The organism is Streptomyces sp. NPDC023157 (assembly GCF_055560575.1).
In genome coordinates this window covers 630,183-646,284 of the sequence record NZ_JBVHIL010000003.1, presented here as the reverse complement: position 1 = coordinate 646,284, position 16,102 = coordinate 630,183, and the positions used below count along the sequence as shown (strand labels likewise).

At 74.7% G+C, this 16,102-nt stretch carries 16 protein-coding genes; 4 read left to right on the top strand and 12 right to left on the bottom strand.

Annotated features, from left to right (window positions below; all coding sequences use genetic code 11):
- Positions 1 to 237 precede the first annotated feature (237 nt).
- Entirely contained in the window at positions 238 to 2,229 is a 1,992-nt protein-coding gene (locus tag ACZ3ZE_RS13910) for a SpoIIE family protein phosphatase (RefSeq protein ID WP_442304192.1), read from the top strand.
- A 26-nt stretch (positions 2,230 to 2,255) separates the two neighbouring features.
- On the opposite strand, the gene ACZ3ZE_RS13905 is transcribed toward ACZ3ZE_RS13910, so the two are convergent.
- From ACZ3ZE_RS13905 to ACZ3ZE_RS13885, 5 genes are all read right to left on the bottom strand, one after another.
- On the bottom strand, positions 2,256 to 2,705 hold the full coding sequence (locus tag ACZ3ZE_RS13905) for an SRPBCC family protein (protein ID WP_361173687.1): 450 nt from the start codon (positions 2,703 to 2,705) through the stop codon (positions 2,256 to 2,258).
- 67 nt (positions 2,706 to 2,772) lie between these two features.
- Positions 2,773 to 3,399, bottom strand: a complete 627-nt coding sequence (locus ACZ3ZE_RS13900; RefSeq protein ID WP_361173690.1) for a DinB family protein — start codon at positions 3,397 to 3,399, stop codon at positions 2,773 to 2,775.
- 69 nt (positions 3,400 to 3,468) lie between these two features.
- The gene (locus ACZ3ZE_RS13895; RefSeq protein ID WP_329418543.1) at positions 3,469 to 3,864 is read right to left on the bottom strand and encodes a TOBE domain-containing protein; all 396 of its coding nucleotides are present in this window, start codon (positions 3,862 to 3,864) and stop codon (positions 3,469 to 3,471) included.
- Between the two features lie 47 nt (positions 3,865 to 3,911).
- Positions 3,912 to 4,631, bottom strand: coding sequence for an HAD family hydrolase (locus ACZ3ZE_RS13890; protein ID WP_363293330.1), 720 nt, complete (start codon positions 4,629 to 4,631; stop codon positions 3,912 to 3,914).
- A gap of 62 nt (positions 4,632 to 4,693) precedes the next feature.
- A complete protein-coding gene (locus tag ACZ3ZE_RS13885; protein ID WP_329418541.1) occupies positions 4,694 to 5,167 on the bottom strand; it encodes an Lrp/AsnC family transcriptional regulator in 474 nt (157 codons plus the stop codon).
- A 290-nt stretch (positions 5,168 to 5,457) separates the two neighbouring features.
- Between ACZ3ZE_RS13885 and ACZ3ZE_RS13880 the strand changes: the two genes are divergently transcribed.
- Complete coding sequence (locus ACZ3ZE_RS13880; RefSeq protein WP_361625195.1) at positions 5,458 to 6,969, top strand: FUSC family protein; 1,512 nt, start codon at positions 5,458 to 5,460, stop codon at positions 6,967 to 6,969.
- A gap of 182 nt (positions 6,970 to 7,151) precedes the next feature.
- A complete protein-coding gene (locus ACZ3ZE_RS13875; protein ID WP_363293332.1) occupies positions 7,152 to 8,195 on the top strand; it encodes a lactonase family protein in 1,044 nt (347 codons plus the stop codon).
- 89 nt (positions 8,196 to 8,284) lie between these two features.
- Here the strand turns inward: ACZ3ZE_RS13875 and ACZ3ZE_RS13870 are convergent, their stop codons facing one another.
- From ACZ3ZE_RS13870 to ACZ3ZE_RS13850, 5 genes are all read right to left on the bottom strand, one after another.
- The gene (locus ACZ3ZE_RS13870; protein ID WP_361173701.1) at positions 8,285 to 9,205 is read right to left on the bottom strand and encodes a sirohydrochlorin chelatase; all 921 of its coding nucleotides are present in this window, start codon (positions 9,203 to 9,205) and stop codon (positions 8,285 to 8,287) included.
- Positions 9,206 to 9,302: 97 nt separating this feature from the next.
- Positions 9,303 to 10,289 carry an N-acetylglucosamine kinase gene (locus tag ACZ3ZE_RS13865; RefSeq protein WP_361173704.1) on the bottom strand — a complete coding sequence of 329 codons (987 nt, stop codon included), beginning with the start codon at positions 10,287 to 10,289 and terminating at the stop codon, positions 9,303 to 9,305.
- Entirely contained in the window at positions 10,286 to 10,963 is a 678-nt protein-coding gene (locus tag ACZ3ZE_RS13860; RefSeq protein WP_467259130.1) for a uracil-DNA glycosylase, read from the bottom strand. Before ACZ3ZE_RS13860 ends, ACZ3ZE_RS13865 begins: the two co-directional genes overlap by 4 nt.
- A gap of 75 nt (positions 10,964 to 11,038) precedes the next feature.
- A complete protein-coding gene (locus tag ACZ3ZE_RS13855) occupies positions 11,039 to 12,124 on the bottom strand; it encodes a WD40/YVTN/BNR-like repeat-containing protein (protein WP_467259128.1) in 1,086 nt (361 codons plus the stop codon).
- A gap of 124 nt (positions 12,125 to 12,248) precedes the next feature.
- Positions 12,249 to 13,334: an NADH:flavin oxidoreductase/NADH oxidase gene (locus ACZ3ZE_RS13850; protein WP_361173710.1), complete on the bottom strand. Its 1,086-nt coding sequence runs from the start codon at positions 13,332 to 13,334 to the stop codon at positions 12,249 to 12,251.
- A gap of 169 nt (positions 13,335 to 13,503) precedes the next feature.
- Here ACZ3ZE_RS13850 and ACZ3ZE_RS13845 point away from each other — a divergent pair, with 169 nt between their 5' ends.
- Complete coding sequence (locus ACZ3ZE_RS13845; protein WP_361173713.1) at positions 13,504 to 13,875, top strand: ArsR/SmtB family transcription factor; 372 nt, start codon at positions 13,504 to 13,506, stop codon at positions 13,873 to 13,875.
- Between the two features lie 126 nt (positions 13,876 to 14,001).
- Here the strand turns inward: ACZ3ZE_RS13845 and ACZ3ZE_RS13840 are convergent, their stop codons facing one another.
- Entirely contained in the window at positions 14,002 to 15,342 is a 1,341-nt protein-coding gene (locus tag ACZ3ZE_RS13840; protein WP_361174255.1) for an FAD-dependent oxidoreductase, read from the bottom strand.
- A 63-nt stretch (positions 15,343 to 15,405) separates the two neighbouring features.
- Entirely contained in the window at positions 15,406 to 16,062 is a 657-nt protein-coding gene (locus tag ACZ3ZE_RS13835) for a DUF305 domain-containing protein (protein ID WP_361625011.1), read from the bottom strand.
- Positions 16,063 to 16,102 lie beyond the last annotated feature (40 nt).

Here is a 16,102-nt window from a genome sequence, read left to right as displayed (position 1 = left end):
CGGGTTCGTACATCCGTAGAACTACGGAATCGTGACCCCCCGGGGGTATCCGGAAAGGGCTCTCCGTCGTCGCTCGGCGGAACCGCGCAGCGCCTGTGCGGAGTGTCTCGGATAGGGTGAATCGGTAGGTGTTGCGCCCCTCGGGGCCAGGCTGATGCGTAGGTCGATGCATTGCACGTTCACCAGTCGCCGAGCAGGGTTCCGCAGCCGCCACGGGCGGCCGTGGGGTACGCGGGCGTGCTCAACGACCTGCTGCCCATCGCGCTCTGGCGCGAGGACGCCCAGGGCCGGATCGTCGAATGGTCCCTCGCCGCACAGGACCTGCTCGGCCACCGTCCCGAGGACGTCATCGGGCGCCTGGCCACCCCGCTCCTCGTCCCCGACACCAACCGCGAGCTCGCCGACCGGCTGACCCGGCGGGTCCAGGCCGGCGAGACCGTCGTCGGCACCCTGCCCGTACGGCACCGCGACGGCCACCAGGTCGTCATGGAGATGTGGATCGTGCCCGCCGCCGACCCGCAGGGCCGCCCCGGCGCCATGCTGATCGCCGTCGAGACCTCCGAGGTCCTGCGGATGCGGGACTCGCTCGCGGCCCTGGAGTCCCTCTTCACCCAGTCGCCCATCGGCCTCGCCACCCTCGGCCCCGACCTGCGCTTCCTGCGCGTCAACGACGCCCTCGCCCGGATGAACGGCGTGCCGCCCGCCGAGCACCTGGGCCGCCGGCTCACCGAGGTCGTCCCCGGGGTGAACGCCGGCGCGCTGGAGGCCCTGATGACCCAGGTGCTCGACAGCGGCACCGCCGTCGTCGACGCCCGCCGGGTCGGCCGCACCCCCGCCGACCCCGGCCGCGACCACATCTGGTCCTGCTCCTACGCGCCGCTCCTCGACCACGCCGGGCGCCCCCTCGGCGTCATCGCCTCCCTCATCGACGTCACCGACAGCCAGCAGGCCCACGTCGAGGTCGAGCGCGCCCGGCACCGCTTCACCCTGCTCGCCGAGGCCGGCGCCAGGATCGGCACCACGCTCGACCTGCGGCAGACCGCGGAGGAGGTCGTCTCCTTCCTCGTCCCGCAGCTGGCCGACTCCGCCGACGTCCAGCTCCTCGCGTCCGTCCTGGAGCCCGACGAGTCCACCGCCGCCACCCGGGGCGTGCTGCGCCGCCTCGCCGCCGCCTTCCCCGACGCGGACGCCCCCACCGCGCTGCTCGGCGTCGGGAGCACCTTCCAGATACCGCTGGACTCCGTGTACGAGGAGGTCATCACCGACGCCCGCGCGATGGACCTGTACGTCGCCGACATCCCGGCCCTGATCAGGGACCCCCGGATGGAGGCCCTGCGCAGCTATCTCGCCACCCGCATCGGCTCGGCCCGGCTGATCCCCCTGGTCGCCCGCGGCACGGTGCTCGGCACCGTCTCGGTGACCCGGCTGCGGACCCGTGAACCCTTCGACGACGAGGACCGCGTCCTCATCGACGAGGTCGCGGCGCGCGCCGCGCTCAACATCGACAACGCCCGCCTCTACACCACCCAGCGGCAGGCCGCGCTCACCCTCCAGCGCAGCCTCACCAACAACGCCCTGCCGGACGTGACGGGCCTGGAGCTCACCGGCCGCTACCTCCCCGCGAGCGAGCACGACGTCGGCGGCGACTGGTTCGACGTGGTCGCGCTGCCCGGCGGACGCACCGGCCTGGTCATCGGCGACGTCATGGGCCACGGCATCCACGCGGCCGCCGTCATGGGGCAGCTCCGCACCGCCGTACGCACCCTGGCCCCGCACGACATCCCGCCCGAGCGGATGCTCCGCTCCCTCGACGCCGTCGTCGCCGACCTGGGCGAGGACGAGATGGCCACCTGTGTGTACGCCGTCCACGACCCGGTCACCCGGATCTGGACCATCGCCCGCGCGGGCCACCCGCCGCCGGCCGTGGCCACCCCGGACGGGGCCATCACCTTCCTCGACGGCCCGCCCGGCACTCCGCTGGGCACCGGCGCCCACGAGTTCGGCACCGTGGAGGTCGCCCTGCCCGCCGGCGGCCTGCTCGTCCTGTACACGGACGGTCTGATCGAGGCCCGTGACCGCGACCTCGACCAGGGCATGGCCCAGCTCGCCGACGCCCTGCGGGACACGGGCCGACCGCTGGACGCGCTGTGCGACGACATCCTGGCCGGACTGCTCGACGGCCAGGCGCAGGACGACGTGGCCATGCTGCTCGCCCGGACGACGAGCTGACCGGCGTACGACCGCGTGGAAGGCCGTCAGCCCGTGGCGCCTTCCAGGATGCCCTTCAGCTTCTGCTCGTCCCGCGCCATCTCCTTGCGGGCGCGCGGTGTGACGACCAGGGGGACGAGCGCCTTGCCGATGCCGTGGCCCTCGAAGCCGACGGAGAGCGTCAGCCGTGAGCGCCGGCCGTCGTCGAGCGGCTCGATGGTGCCCTGGACGTCACCGCGTACCGGACCGTCCACGCCGTGGACGTGCCAGCTGCGCGGCGGGTCGATCTGGGTCAGCTCCATCGTCATGTCGAAGTCCCGGCGTCCCATGCGCCGGGTGACGGCGACCTGCTGCCCGATCGTGCCGGGAGTGCCGGCGGTCCGCCGCACGGCGACCGCGCTCTCCTGCCATTCCGGCAGGTGGGAGGGGTCGGTCACATAGGCGAAGACGTCCTCGGGGCGACGGGAGATGTCGACGGAGGCGTTGATCCTGGACATGTCGCCTCCTTGCTCGGGAGGGGGGACCCCTTCCATCGTCCCACTCGCCGCCCCCGCGGGGAGGGGTTCAGACGCCGGCGCCCCGGGCCCGGTACAGGTCCCTCAGCAGGGCGATCTCCGCGCCGTGGTGGAGGAGCTCCTGGTTCATCCACCAGATGACCTCCAGGAGCGGGTCCTCCGGGTCGCTGCCGTGCGGGTACGAGCTGTACCCGATCTTGTCCAGCACGCCGTCGTCCAGCGAGAGCAGCATGGTGTGCCAGGCCCCGGCGGCCCGCTCGAAGTCCGCGACGGCCGCGGCGGCGTCCCCGTGGCTGCGGAAGTCGTCGCGGGTCAGCCGGTGGCCGCCGGCGGTGTGGTCGGTGCGGAGGGTGAACATCTCGGAGAGATGGCTCAGCCGCCAGGCGATCGTGGTGAACGGCGCCGGCTCGGGGTGCGGGTACGGTGCCGCGTCACGGCCCCAGTCGCCGGTGCCGGCCAGCACGGTGGCCCGGTGTCCGGGCCCGTCCTCGCGGCGGCGGACCGACCAGCACCCCTCCACCGGCTCCCACAGGAACTCGGCGTCGGTGATCGGACCGACCGGCACGCCCGTCCCGTCGCCGCTGTCCGTCACCGGCCCGTTCAGCCGGTTCACGAGCCGCTCGCGGGCGAACTCGAACTGGTCGAGCAGGGGGGCGAGGCGGGGCGGGATCGCCATGGACGCTCCAGGTCTCTCGGGGGTGCGTGCCGAACCCTGTCACAGAACTCCGCCTGCGACCACGCGATTTCAGGCGCGGTCGATGTGCACGCTGGTCGACTTCACGCGGGCCGTGGCCTGCATGCCCACCTCCAGGCCGAGCTCCTCGACCGCTTCCCGGGTGAGGAGGGAGACCAGCCGGTGCGGGCCCGCCTGGATCTCGACCTGGGCGGCGACGTCACCCAGCTTGACCGCGGTGACGATCCCGGGGAACGCGTTGCGGACGGAGGTGTACGTCTCCTCCTCGTCGCCCTGGCCGCTCTGGGCGATCTCGATGGAGAACGCGGCGAGGTCGGGCCCTTCGATGAGGCGCCGGCCGCCCTCGTCGCGGTGGGTCGCGACCCGGCCGGCGTCGGCCCAGCGCCGCGCGGTGTCCGGGCTGACGCCGAGGAGGCGCGCCGCCTGGCCGATGGTGTAGGTCTGCATGTACGCACCCTAAGCCGACGATCATCTCATCTGCAAGGGATGTGGTGTCATCGCGCTCGCATATGCGATGCCCCCGTGGCCTTTGACGTCGGCCCGACCAGCCAGTCCAGCGCGGCCCGCGCCGTGAACTCCCGCTGCCCGTCGCGGAAGAGCAGATCGACCGTGGCGAAGGCGGGATCGTCCGCCGTACCCGGTACGTAGGGGAGCGCGAGGCAGCGCATTCCCGCCGCGTGCGCGGCGGCTGCCCCCGGTGCCGCGTCCTCCAGCACCACGCACTCCTCCGGGGCGGCGCCGAGGCGGCGGGCCGCCTCCAGGAAGACGTCCGGCGCCGGCTTGCCGTGCGCCACCTCCTCGGCCGAGACCGTGGTCGTCAGGTACGCGTCGAGGCCGGTCCCCGCGAGGACGGCCCCGATGGCCGCGGGCGAGGAGCCTGAGGCCACCGCCATGGGCACCCCCTCCGCGTACAGCCGCTCCACGAAGGCCCGCATCTCGGGGAAGACGGGCGTCGCCGTCCGCGCGAGCTCCAGGTAGTGCCGGTTGGTCGCGTCGAGGAGCGTCTCCACCGGAGCGGTCACGCCGTACTCGGCGGCCAGGGCCCGCAGCGACTCCAGGGTGCCGATCCCGATGAACTCCGTGTGGCGCGCCCAGTCGAAGGCCGTCACGCCGTGGGCGGCCAGGGTCCGGCGGGTCGCCTCGAAGTAGTTCGGCTCGCTGTCCACCAGCGTTCCGTCGAGATCGAAGACGACCGAATAGCGCGGGGTGCTCATGGGTCCAGCCTGGCAGAGGCGCCGCCGGAATCGGAGGGTCCTTGGTCCCTCAGGTGGCGCGGTCAGGTGGCGCGTCGCCCCACCGACTCGACCAGGGGCAGCAGCCGGTGCGGCACCCGTTCGCGCAGCGCGATCTCGGTCCGGGTGCGGACCACCCCCGGCAGCTGGATCAGGCGCTGGATCACGTCTTCCAGGTGGCCCGCGTCCCGGGCGACCACCCGGGTCAGCAGGTCGCCGCCACCGGTGATCGAGAAGGCCTCCACGATCTCCGGGACCGTCGCCAGGGCGTCCCCGACCTCGTCGAGATGCCCTTGGGTCACCTCGATGTGCACGAACGCGAGCACCGGGTGCCCGAGAGCCGCGGGGGAGAGCACCGGGCCCGTCGCGGTGATCACCCCGTCCCGTTCGAGCCGGTCGATCCGGGCCTGGACCGTGCCCCGCGCCACCCCGAGGATCCGGGCGTACTCGCGCACGCTGGTGCGCGGCTGCTCGATGAGCAGCCGCAGGACGCGGGTGTCGAGCTCGTCCACCGCCATGGTCCGTTGGCCTCCCTCTGGCTGAAACTCCGACGCTTCGACTGTACCAATGGCCCACCCTTCAGCCCGTCGGTTGAGCCACTGAGCGGAAGGATGCTTTCCTCTTGGAAGAGTTGGACAGATGGCGCCGCGCACGCGCCGGACCGGCAAGGTGGCCGGCCCCGGACCCGCGGCGCCATCTGCATGTCCGAAGACGACAGCGACGACGAAGAGGGTGTGTGTACGGCAGCGGGGGCGGGACGACCGTCGTGAAGAAGGGCCTGACGGCCGGAAGCCGGCTGTTCCGGCTGGTGTGTGTGGCGCCCGACCCGGGCAAGGTCCGCCTGCGCGTGGCCTCGCGGGCCGTGCTCGGCGTCGGCCTCGCCGTCGCCGCGGCCGAACTGGTGGGGCTCTCCCTGACCGCCTCGATCACCGCCGGCCTCGCCGCGCTCCTGGCGCTCTTCACGGTGGGCGACCCCACCGTGCGCCGCCAGGCCGTCACCACGGCCCTGCTGCCGCTGGCCGGCTTCCCCGTCCTCGCGCTCGCGACCGCCCTGCACGGGCTGCCGCTGCTGCGCGACGCCGCCTGGCTGCTCGTCGTCTTCGCCGGTGTGTACGCGCGCCGCTGGGGACCGCGCGGGCACGCCCTCGGCATCTTCGCGTTCATGCAGTTCTTCGTGACGCAGTTCCTGCACGCCGTGCCCCGGCAGCTCCCCGAGCTGTACGCCGCCGTGCTCCTCGCGCTCGGCGCGGCGGGCGCGGTCCGCTTCGTCGCCTGGTGCATCGAGCGGCGCGTCCCGCCGCCCGCCGCGCCCGCCCCGCTGCCCGGCACCGGGCTCGCCCGGCCCACCACCCGGCAGGCCTTCCAGGCCACCGCCGCCTGCGCCGTCGCCCTCGCGGCGGGACAGCTCGTCTCCCCGGACCGCTGGTACTGGGCCGTCGGCACCGCCTGGTGGATCTTCGTGAACACCGCCTCGCGGGGCGAGACCCTCGTACGCGGCTTCCGCCGGGTCGTCGGCACCGTCACCGGCATCGCCGCGGGCCTGCTGATCGCCCTGCCGCTGGGCGGGGCCGCCGGCCCGACGGCCGCGCTGGTCGCCGTGTGCGTCTTCGGGATCTTCTACACGGCGCCGCTCTCGTACAGCTGGATGATGTTCTTCGTGACCGTCATGGCGGGGCTCCTCTACGGGCTGCTGGGCGTCCTGCACCCCGGGCTGCTGCTGCTCCGCTTCCAGGAGACCGCGGTCGGCGCCCTCGGCGCGGCCGTCGGTGTCGCGCTGCTGCCGGTCACCACGCACGCCGCGACCAACGCCTGGATCCAGCGGGCCGTGGGCTCCGTGCACGCCTGCACCACGGCCGCCGCCCGGCGGCTCGCCGGCGACCCGGCCGCCGACCCGGCGCCGCACGCCGCCGAACTCGACCTCCTGCTCGGCCGCGCCCGCCTCTCGCTGGCCCCCCTCGTCCACCCGCTGAGCCCGCTGCGCGCCCGCAAGGCCCGGGCCCGCCGGGTCCTCGCGCTGCTCGACGACTGCGCCCGGGAGACCCGCGGGCTCGCGGCCGTCGCCGCCGACCCGGACGCCTCGCACGACGCCCGGCTCGCCGCCGCCGCGTGGCGCGTCGAGGCCGCCGTCCACGCCCTCGTACCGCCCGTCGAAGCGGCCCGCCGAGGCACCTCCACCGCCGCCCAGCCGCCCGCCCTGCCGCCCCACCACCCGGGCGCCGAAGCGGCCCTCGGCCACCTCCACGGCCTGGAACGCGCCCTGGTAGACCTGGCGGCCCCCCTCCGCACGTCGCCCCGCGCACCTTTGGTCCCGGCGGCCTGACCGTCCGACCAGGTTCGGGGTACGCCTCAGGCCCGCTGATCACCCTTGGCCCCGGCGGCCTGACCGCAGGCCCGGAACCCCGCCCCACCACCCCCGCCTGGTCTAGACCGCCTGCTAACGTCGGCCCCGACGACGGCCGGTCTGCCGTGATCGGTCTGGGGACAGCGGACAGGGGAGGCGCCGTGGGCGACACACGCCGTACGCGGGCATACATCGGATCGTTCACCTCGGCCGGCGGCCGGGGCGTGCTCGTCGCAGAGGTGGAGCCGGGGAGCGGAGCGCTGGAGATCGTCGGGGTGAGCGACGCCGTCGCCGACCCGTCCTTCCTCGCTCTCGGGACCGGCGCCGAGGTGCTGTACGCGGTCTCCGAGACCGCGGAGGGCGCCGCGGCCGCCCTCGACGTCACCGGCCCCGAGCCCCGCCTCCTCGGCGCCCCCGTGCCCGTGGACGGCTCAGGGCCCACCCACCTCGCCGTGGCCGCGGGACACCTCCTCACCGCCAACTACAGCTCCGGCAGCGTCAGCGTCCTGCCAGTGGCCGCCGACGGCGGCCTGAAGCCCGTCACCGACGTGGTGCGCCACCAGGGCTCGGGGCCGGTCGAGAGGCGTCAGGAGGGGCCGCACGCCCACCAGGTGCTGCCGGATCCGAGCGGCCGCTGGGTGCTCGCCGTGGACCTCGGCACCGACTCCGTCGTGATCGGCGCCCTCGACGCCGGCACCGGCGTCCTGCGCCCGCACGGGACGACCGCGCTGCGCCCCGGCACCGGGCCCCGCCACCTCGCGTTCCACCCGGACGGCGCCCACGCCTACGTCCTGAACGAGCTGGAGCCCACGGTCACCGTGTGTCGCTGGGACGCCGAAGCGGGCGTCCTCGAACCGCTCGGCGAGACCCCCGTCGTCCCCGCGGACGCCACCGGGGACCGCTACCCCTCCGAGGTCGTCGTCGCCCCCGACGGGCGCTTCCTGTGGGCCGCCGTACGCGGCCACGACACCCTCGCGGTCCTCGCCCTCGACGCGGGCGGCGCGGAGGCCCGGCTGGTCGCCTCCGTGCCGTGCGGCGGCCACTGGCCCCGCGACCTGACCCTCGACCCCACCGGGCGGCACCTCTACGCCGCGAACGAGCGCTCCGGCGACGTCACCTGGTTCACGGTCGACCCGGAGACCGGCCTGCCGGCCCGTACGGGCTCCGTCCCGGCCCCCGCGGCCTCCTGCGTCGTCCTCGCCTGAACCGCCGCCCCCGCACGTACGGGAAGGGCCCGCACCGGTCATGTCCGGTGCGGGCCCTTCCCGTCACGGTCCTGCGTGCGCCCGGTCCGTCAGTGGACGGGCGAGCCCTGCTGCGGGGAGATCCCCAGCGTCGACGCGTACTGCGAGAGCACCAGCTTGCCGATCGCCGGGTACGCGCCCAGCGCCTCCGCCGTCGCGCAGCCCGCCTCCTTGGCGGCCGCGTCGAGCAGGCCCTCGGCCAGCTCCGGGCCGATCAGGTACGGGGCGAGCGCCAGCTGCTCCGAGCCCGAGCCGCGCAGCTGGTCGGCGATCGCCGTGATCGAACCCTCCTGGTCGAGCGCCGCCGCCATCACCGGCACGGCCAGTCGCGCCGCCAGCAGCATGCCGGTGATCCCGGCGGCCTGGACCGCCTCCTCGCCGCCGACCGTGGCCAGGATGATGCCGTCGGCCGCCGTGGCGACCGTGAACAGCCGGGCGCGGTCGGCGCGGGCCAGACCGGCCTCCGAGAGGCGCACGTGCAGGGCCTCGGCGAGCAGCGGGTGCGGGCCGAGCACATCGGTCAGCTCCGCGGTGTTGCCGCTGTCCATCACGGACTGGCGGATCCGCCGCAGCAGGGCGCTGTCCGGGCCCGCGAGCAGCGGGACCACGACCGCGGGCGGGCCCTCGGGCGCGGCCGGCTCACGGCCGGCCGCGACGGCCAGCTCGTACCGCTCGGTGCGCAGCGCGGCGGCGCGCGCGAGGACGGCGCCGAGGGTCGGGTACTCGGTGGCGTCGTCGCCGTCCAGGTAGCCGATCACGGCGTCGAGGCCGGGCAGCTCCGAGCGGGCGATGCTCACGACCTCTTCGGCCAGCGAGCGTATGGCGGGCGACGGCACGCCGGGGACGGCGAGAACGAGCGCGGGCGCGCCCTCGGGCGCCACCACGGGTTCAGGGCGCCGGTGCCGCCCGGGCTGGCGGGGGCGCGGCATTCGTACAGGCAGGCCGGGAGTAGGCCCAGTGGGGGAGCTCATGGCGCCGCATGCTACTGGTTTTGCCCGTCGCGCAATTCGGTGAGGTGCGGCTGGGCGACTTCTGCCCCTGTATGTCCGACTCGCCGGGAACCGCCGATTACCTGGTGAGTTCAAGGAGGTGCGGATCGCCGGGCAGCCGCACGGTTCCGTCGGCGAGCGCGGCGGCGATCGTGACCGCGCCGGCGAGCGGATCTCCCGCGGCCGGCACCTCACGGGCCCGCGGGAGCAGCGCGCCCAGTTCCGCCCGCAGCGGACCGAGGAGCGGCTCGCCCATCTTGAACAGGCCGCCCGTCAGGGCCACTTCGACGTCGGCGTCGGAGGGGCAGACGGCCGCCGCGGCTTCCGCGATGTGGCCGGCGGCCCGCTCCAGGATCCCCGCCGCCACCGGGTCCCCGGCGGCGGCGCAGTCGCGCACCCGGGGCGCGAAGGAGGCGAGGACGGCGGGCCGGTCGCTCCGGGGGTAGAGCGCGCCCGGCAACCCCGCCACCGGACCGAAGAGTTCCTCGGCGCGCGCCAGGAGCGCGGCCGAGCCCCCACGCCGCCCGTCGTACGCCCGCAGGGCCGCTTCGAGCCCGGCGCGCCCGATCCACGCCCCGCTGCCGCAGTCACCGAGCAGATGGCCCCAGCCGTCGGCCCGGTGCCAGCCCGTCAGATCCGTACCCATGGCGATCAGGCCGGTGCCGCCCGCGACGACGGCACCCGGCCGCTGGCCCAGCGCGCCCGCGTACGCGGTGACGGCGTCGGCCGCCAGCGCGAGCCGCCGCACGCCCCAGGCCCGCGCGAACGCGCCCGGCAGCTCGGCCCGCAGGCCGTCGCCGAGGGTCGCCATGCCGGCCGCCCCGACCGCGACCGCCACGATCCGGTCGGCGGCTCCGGCGGACCGGGCCGTCATCGCCTCTACGGCGGGCAGCAGTTGGGCCAGCAGATGGCCCGCGTCGATCCCGCCCGACCCGGTCCGCACCGGCTCGTTGCACGCGACCGTCTCCAGCACCCGGCCGTCCACGGCCCGGGCGAGCGCGACCCGCAGCCCCGACCCGCCCGAGTCGACGCCGACGACCAGCCCGCGCTCCGCCCCGTCCGTCACGGCAGCTGCCAGTCCACCGGCTGGGCGCCCTGACGGAGCAGCAGCTCGTTGGTGCGGCTGAAGGGGCGCGAGTCGAAGAAGCCGCGGTCCGCCGACATCGGCGACGGGTGCGAGGACTCGATCGCGGGCAGGTCGCCGAGGAGCGGGCGCAGATTGCGGGCGTCCCGGCCCCACAGCACCGACACCAGAGGCTTGCCGCGCGCGGCGAGCGCCCGGATGGCCTGCTCGGTGACGGCTTCCCAGCCCTTGTCACGGTGGGCGCCGGGCCGGCGCGGGGCCGTGGTGAGCGCCCTGTTGAGTAGCAGGACGCCCTGCCGGGTCCACGGGGTCAGGTCGCCGTTCGAGGGGCGGGGGTGCCCGAGGTCCGTGTGCATCTCGCGGAAGATGTTGTCCAGGCTCGGTGGCACCGGACGCACGTCCGGTGCCACCGAGAAGCTGAGGCCCACCGCGTGCCCCGGTGTCGGGTAGGGGTCCTGGCCGACGATGAGGACCCGCACCTCGTCGAAGGGCTGCTGGAAGGCTCTGAGGACATTGGCCCCGGAGGGCAGGTAGGTGCGCCCCGCGGCGACCTCCTGCCGGAGGAAGTCGCCCATTCCGGCGATGCGTTCGGCCACCGGTGCGAGCGCCTGCGCCCACCCGGCCTCGACGATTTCGTTCAACGGTCGTGCTGCCACACCTGTCACTCTAGTGGCGCAGTCGGACATCAGGGTCCGCCGCTCGGCGGCCCCGCCTCCGCCCCGTCCCTGGCGTCAGCCGATCACCGCGGCCCGTACACACAGCACGTCCGGCAGATGTTCGGCGAGCAGCCGCCAGCTGTCCCCGTCGTCGGCGCTCGCGTACACCTCGCCGTTGCGGTTGCCGAAGTAGACGCCCGCCGGGTCGCCGTCGTCCGTGCACAGGGCGTCGCGCAGCACCGTGCCGTAGTGGTCGCCGTCCGGCAGACCCTTGGTGAGCGGCTCCCAGGTCTCGCCGGCGTCGCCGGTGCGGTAGACGCGGCAGCAGCGGTCGGCGGGGACGCGGTCGGAGTCGGCGTTGATGGGGAAGACGTAGGCGGTGTCCGGGCGGTGCGGATGGGCGGCCACGGCGAAGCCGAAGTCGGAGGGGAGCCCGGAGCCGATGTCGGTCCACCGGCCGCCGGCGTCGTCGCTGCGGAAGACGCCCCAGTGGTTCTGGAGGTAGAGCCGGTCGAGATCGCCCGCGTCCTGGGCGATCTTGTGCACGCACTGGCCGAACTCCGGGTGCGGGTCGGGCAGGAAGACCGCGGACACCCCGTCGTTGGCCGGGGCCCAGCTCGCGCCGCCGTCGCGGGAGCGGAAGACGCCGGCCGTCGACACGGCGACCGTCACGGCGTCCGGGTCCCGCGGATCGGTGACGACGGTGTGCACGGCCTCGCCGCCCCCGCCCGGCACCCAGCGGTCCCGGGTCGGGTGCTCCCAGAGGGGGCGGACCAGCTCGAAGGACTCGCCGCCGTCGGTGGACCGGAAGAGCGCGGCGGGCTCGGTCCCCGCGTACACGACGTCGGGGGAGTGCGCGGGCGCCGGGTGCAGCTGCCAGACCCGCTCCAGCGAAGCCCCGGTGTCCTGGGGGAACTTGACCGCGGGCCTGGTCGGCTCGGTCCAGTGGCCGCCGAGGTCGTCGGAGTGGAAGACGGACGGGCCCCAGTGCGCGCTGTCCCCGCCCACGAGGATTCTGGGGACCTCGCGGCGGGTGTCGATGCCGATCGAGTAGATCGCCTGCGCGTTGAAGTGGGGTTCGTCGAACTCCCAGCGGCCGCCTCGGCAGCGGCCGATGAACAGACCCTTGCGGGTGCCTACGGTCAGTAGCACGTCGGTCATGCCGACACCTCCAGGACGCCGTTGTCGCGGATACGGACCAGTCTGCACCCGACCACTGACAACGGCCCCCGGCGGCGGCTCCGCCCCAGGTGAGGGGCGTGTTGAGGACGTGCAGGCGCGGCGGTCAGATCGCCCAGGCGTACGGGGCCGGGGCGTGGGTCTCGGCGCCCAGCTCGCGGGCGGCCCGCCGGGCCCAGGAGGCCTCGCGGAGCAGTTCGCGGCCGATGAGGACGGCGTCCGCCTCCCCGTTGGCGACGATCTTCTCGGCCTGGCCGCTCTCCGTGATCAGGCCGACGGCCGCGACCGGCAGCCCGGTCTCCGCCTTCACCCGGGCGGCGAACGGCACCTGGTAGCCGGGGGACACGGGGATCCGAGCCGCGCCGCCGTTGCCGCCGGTGGACACGTCCAGCAGGTCGACGCCGTGCTCGCGCAGCAGCGCGGCGAAGCGCACGGTCTCGTCCGCGGTCCAGCCCTGCTCGTCGAGCCAGTCGGTGGCGGAGATGCGGAAGAAGAGCGGCAGTTCCTCGGGCCACTCGGCCCGCACGGCGTCGACGACCTCCAGGGCGAAGCGGGTGCGGTTCTCGAAGGAGCCGCCGTAGGCGTCGGTGCGCCGGTTGCTGTGCGGGGAGAGGAACTCGCCGATCAGGTAGCCGTGGGCGCCGTGCACCTCCAGGACCTGGAAGCCGGCGGCGAGCGCGCGCCGGGCCGCTTCGGCGAACCGGGCGGTGACCTCGTGGATCTGCTCGGGCGTGAGCTCGGTCGGCACCGGGTGGTCCTCGGCGAAGGCGACCGGGCTCGGTCCGACCGGCTGCCAGCCGAGTCCGGTGGCGGGGTCGACGGGGCCGCGGCCCTCCCACGGGCGGTTGGTCGAGGCCTTGCGCCCGGCGTGGGCGATCTGGATGCCCGGAACGGTGCCGTGCTCCTTCAGGAAGGTGGTGATCCGCCGCAGTCCCTCGATGTGCACGTCGTCCCAGATGCCGAGGTCGGCGGGGCTGATCCGGCCCTCGGGGGCGACCGCGGTCGCCTCGGTCAGGATCAGGCCGGTGCCGCCCGTGGCGCGGGCCGCGTAGTGGGCGAAGTGCCAGTCGCCCGCGACGCCCGCGAGGGGGCCCGTGGTCTCCGCCGAGTACTGGCACATCGGGGCCATCCACACCCGGTTCGGGACGGTCAGGGACCTGAGGGTGAAGGGCTCGAAGAGGGCGGTGCTCATGGCGGACTCCGTTTCGGCGTCTCTCGGTACTGCCTGGAGAAGGTGCTTACTACGATAGGCATCGTAGTACGGTGCCTGTCAAACTACGAGGATGCTCGTACAATGACCGCACACATTCCCGAGAGCCGCCCGGCAGCACGCACCCCCGGACAGAAGTGGAGCCGCAGCCGTGACGACCGCGACCAACCCCAGGGTCCTGGAACACCCCGCGCGCGAGGACATCCGGCTCGAAGCCGTGCTGCACGCCCTGTCGGACGCCGTCCGGCTGCGGATCGTGCGCTGCATGGCCCTCGCCGACACCGGCGCCGAGCTCAGCTGCTCGTACTTCGAGCTGCCGGTCACCAAGTCGACCAGCACCCACCACTTCCGGGTGCTGCGCGAGAGCGGCGTCGTCCAGCAGATCTACCGGGGCACCGCCAAACTCAACATGCTGCGCCGCGACGACCTGGAGGCGCTCTTCCCCGGCCTCCTGGACAGCGTCCTGAACGCCGTCGGCGCCCAGGCCGCCCGCCTCGGAGAGAGCGAGCAGCACACCTCGTAGGGCCGTTCCGGGGGCTCAGGCCTCCTGGGGCGCCGGGTGCTGGGCCCGCCTGGCCGTCGCCCGGGGTGCTGCCCGCCTGGCCGTCGCCTGGGGTGCTGAGCCGGCTTGGCCGTGCGCCCGGGGCGCTCAAGCCCCCCGGGCCGCCGCACGCAGCCCCGCCCAATCGGGGATCTTCACGCGCCCGCGGCCCAGCGCCCCGCCCAAGGCCGCCTCGGCCCGCTCGATCGCCAGCCAGCCCGTCCAGGGCACCGGCTCGTGCCCCAGGGCCCGCAGCTCCGCCACCGGGTCGTCGGCGATCCGGCGGCGGGCCAGGGCCGGGGCGTCGGCCAGCAGTGAGGCGGCGGTCTCCTTGGCGCAGGGCCGGTTGGTGCCGATCACGCCCGTCGGGCCGCGCTTGATCCACCCCGCCACGTACTCCCCGGGCGAGACCGCCCCCTCGCGCAGCACCCGTCCCGCCGCGTGCGGGACGGTGCCCCGCGCCGCGTCGAAGGGCAGCCCGGGCAGCGGGGCGCCCCGGTAGCCGACCGCACGCAGCACGAGGCCCGCCGCGATCTCCTCGTACCGGCCGGTGCCCCGCACGCCGCCGTTCCCGTCCGGCTCGGTCCGCTCGAAGCGGACCCCGGTGACCCGGCCGTCCGCGCCGAGGATCTCCACGGGCCGCAGGAAGAACCGCAGCCGGATGCCGCGCGGGGCGGTGGAACCGTCTGCCGCCCACCCCCGTACGACCTCCACGTTGCGCCGGTTGACGGCGGGCAGCGCCGACGGGTCGGCGTACGCGGGGTCCAGGGCGAGCTCCGCCGGGTCGACCAGGACCCGGGTGTCGGGCAGGGCGCCCAGTTCGCGCAGCTCCTTGGTGGTGAACTTCGCCTGCCCGGGGCCGCGCCGGGCCACCATGTGCACCTCGCGCACCCCGCTCGCGGCCAGCGCCTCCAGGGCGCCCTGCGGCACGTCCGTCGGCGCGAGTTCCGTGGCGCGCCGCACCAGGAGCCGGGCCACGTCCACCGCCACGTTCCCCGCCCCGACGACCACCGCGCGGGGCCCGTCCAGGCCGAAGCCGGCCCGCGCCGCGTCCGGGTGCGCGCTGTACCAGGAGACGAACTCGGTGGCGGAGAAGCTGCCCCGCAGCTCCTCGCCCGGCACCCCGAGCCGGCGGTCGCGGGAGGCGCCGACGCAGTACACCACCGCGTGGTACAGCTCCAGGAGCCCGGCCGGGGTGAGCCCGCGCGCCCCCACCTCCACGTCGCCGAGGAAGGAGACGCGCTCGTCCTCCAGGACCGTCCGCAGGTTGCCCTGGAGGGACTTGATCTTCTCGTGGTCGGGCGCCACCCCGTACCGCACCAGACCGTACGGGCAGGGCAGCCGGTCCAGGACGTGCACCCGGATCCCGGGCACGGCGGTCTGCCGGACCAGCTCCTGGGCGGTGTAGACCCCGCTGGGTCCCGAGCCGACGACGGCGACGCGCAGCACGAGGGGTGCCCCTTCCTGCCGGGAGGCTTCCAGCATGGCACCGCCGGGGCCTCCCGGGCCCTTCTACAGCGAGCGCATCCGGTGGATCTCCGTCGTCTGCTGGGCGATGACGTCGTCGGCCATCTCCTCCACGAGGACGTTGTTGCCCTGGCCGAGCACCTCACCGGCCATGCTGACGGCGCCCTCGTGGTGGGTGATCATCAACTTGATGAAGAGGGCGTCGAACGCCTTCCCCTTGGCGGCGCGCAGTTGGGCGAGCTGCGCCTCGGTCGCCATGCCCGGCATGGCGTGGTGGTCGTGGCCCGTCTGCGGCCGGGGGCCGCCGTTGTTCTTCAGCCAGCCCTCCATGGCGCTGATCTCCGGCCCCTGCGCCGCCCCGATCCGCTCGGCGACCTTCCGCACCTTCTCGGACGCGGCCCGCTGCGGGACCAGTGCCGTCATGGTGAGCGCCTGCCGGTGATGCTCGATCATCATCTGGACGTACGAGAAGTCGGCGCCGTTGGGACGCTCGTCGGGCATCAGCCGGGCCGCCTCCTCGGGGGTGAGCTTCTTCGCCGGCTCGCCCGGCTTCCCCGGGGCCACCACCAGGGGGCCGCCCGACGTGGGCGCCGGGGGCGCGGCCGCCCCGGTCTTCGGGTCCGACTCGCACGCGGCGAGCGCGCACACGGCGACGACGGCGAGGACACCGGCGGCGACTCCACGGACACGGCGCTTCGACAACACGACCTCCACGGGCACTTCGGCGACTGCGAGGGGCGGG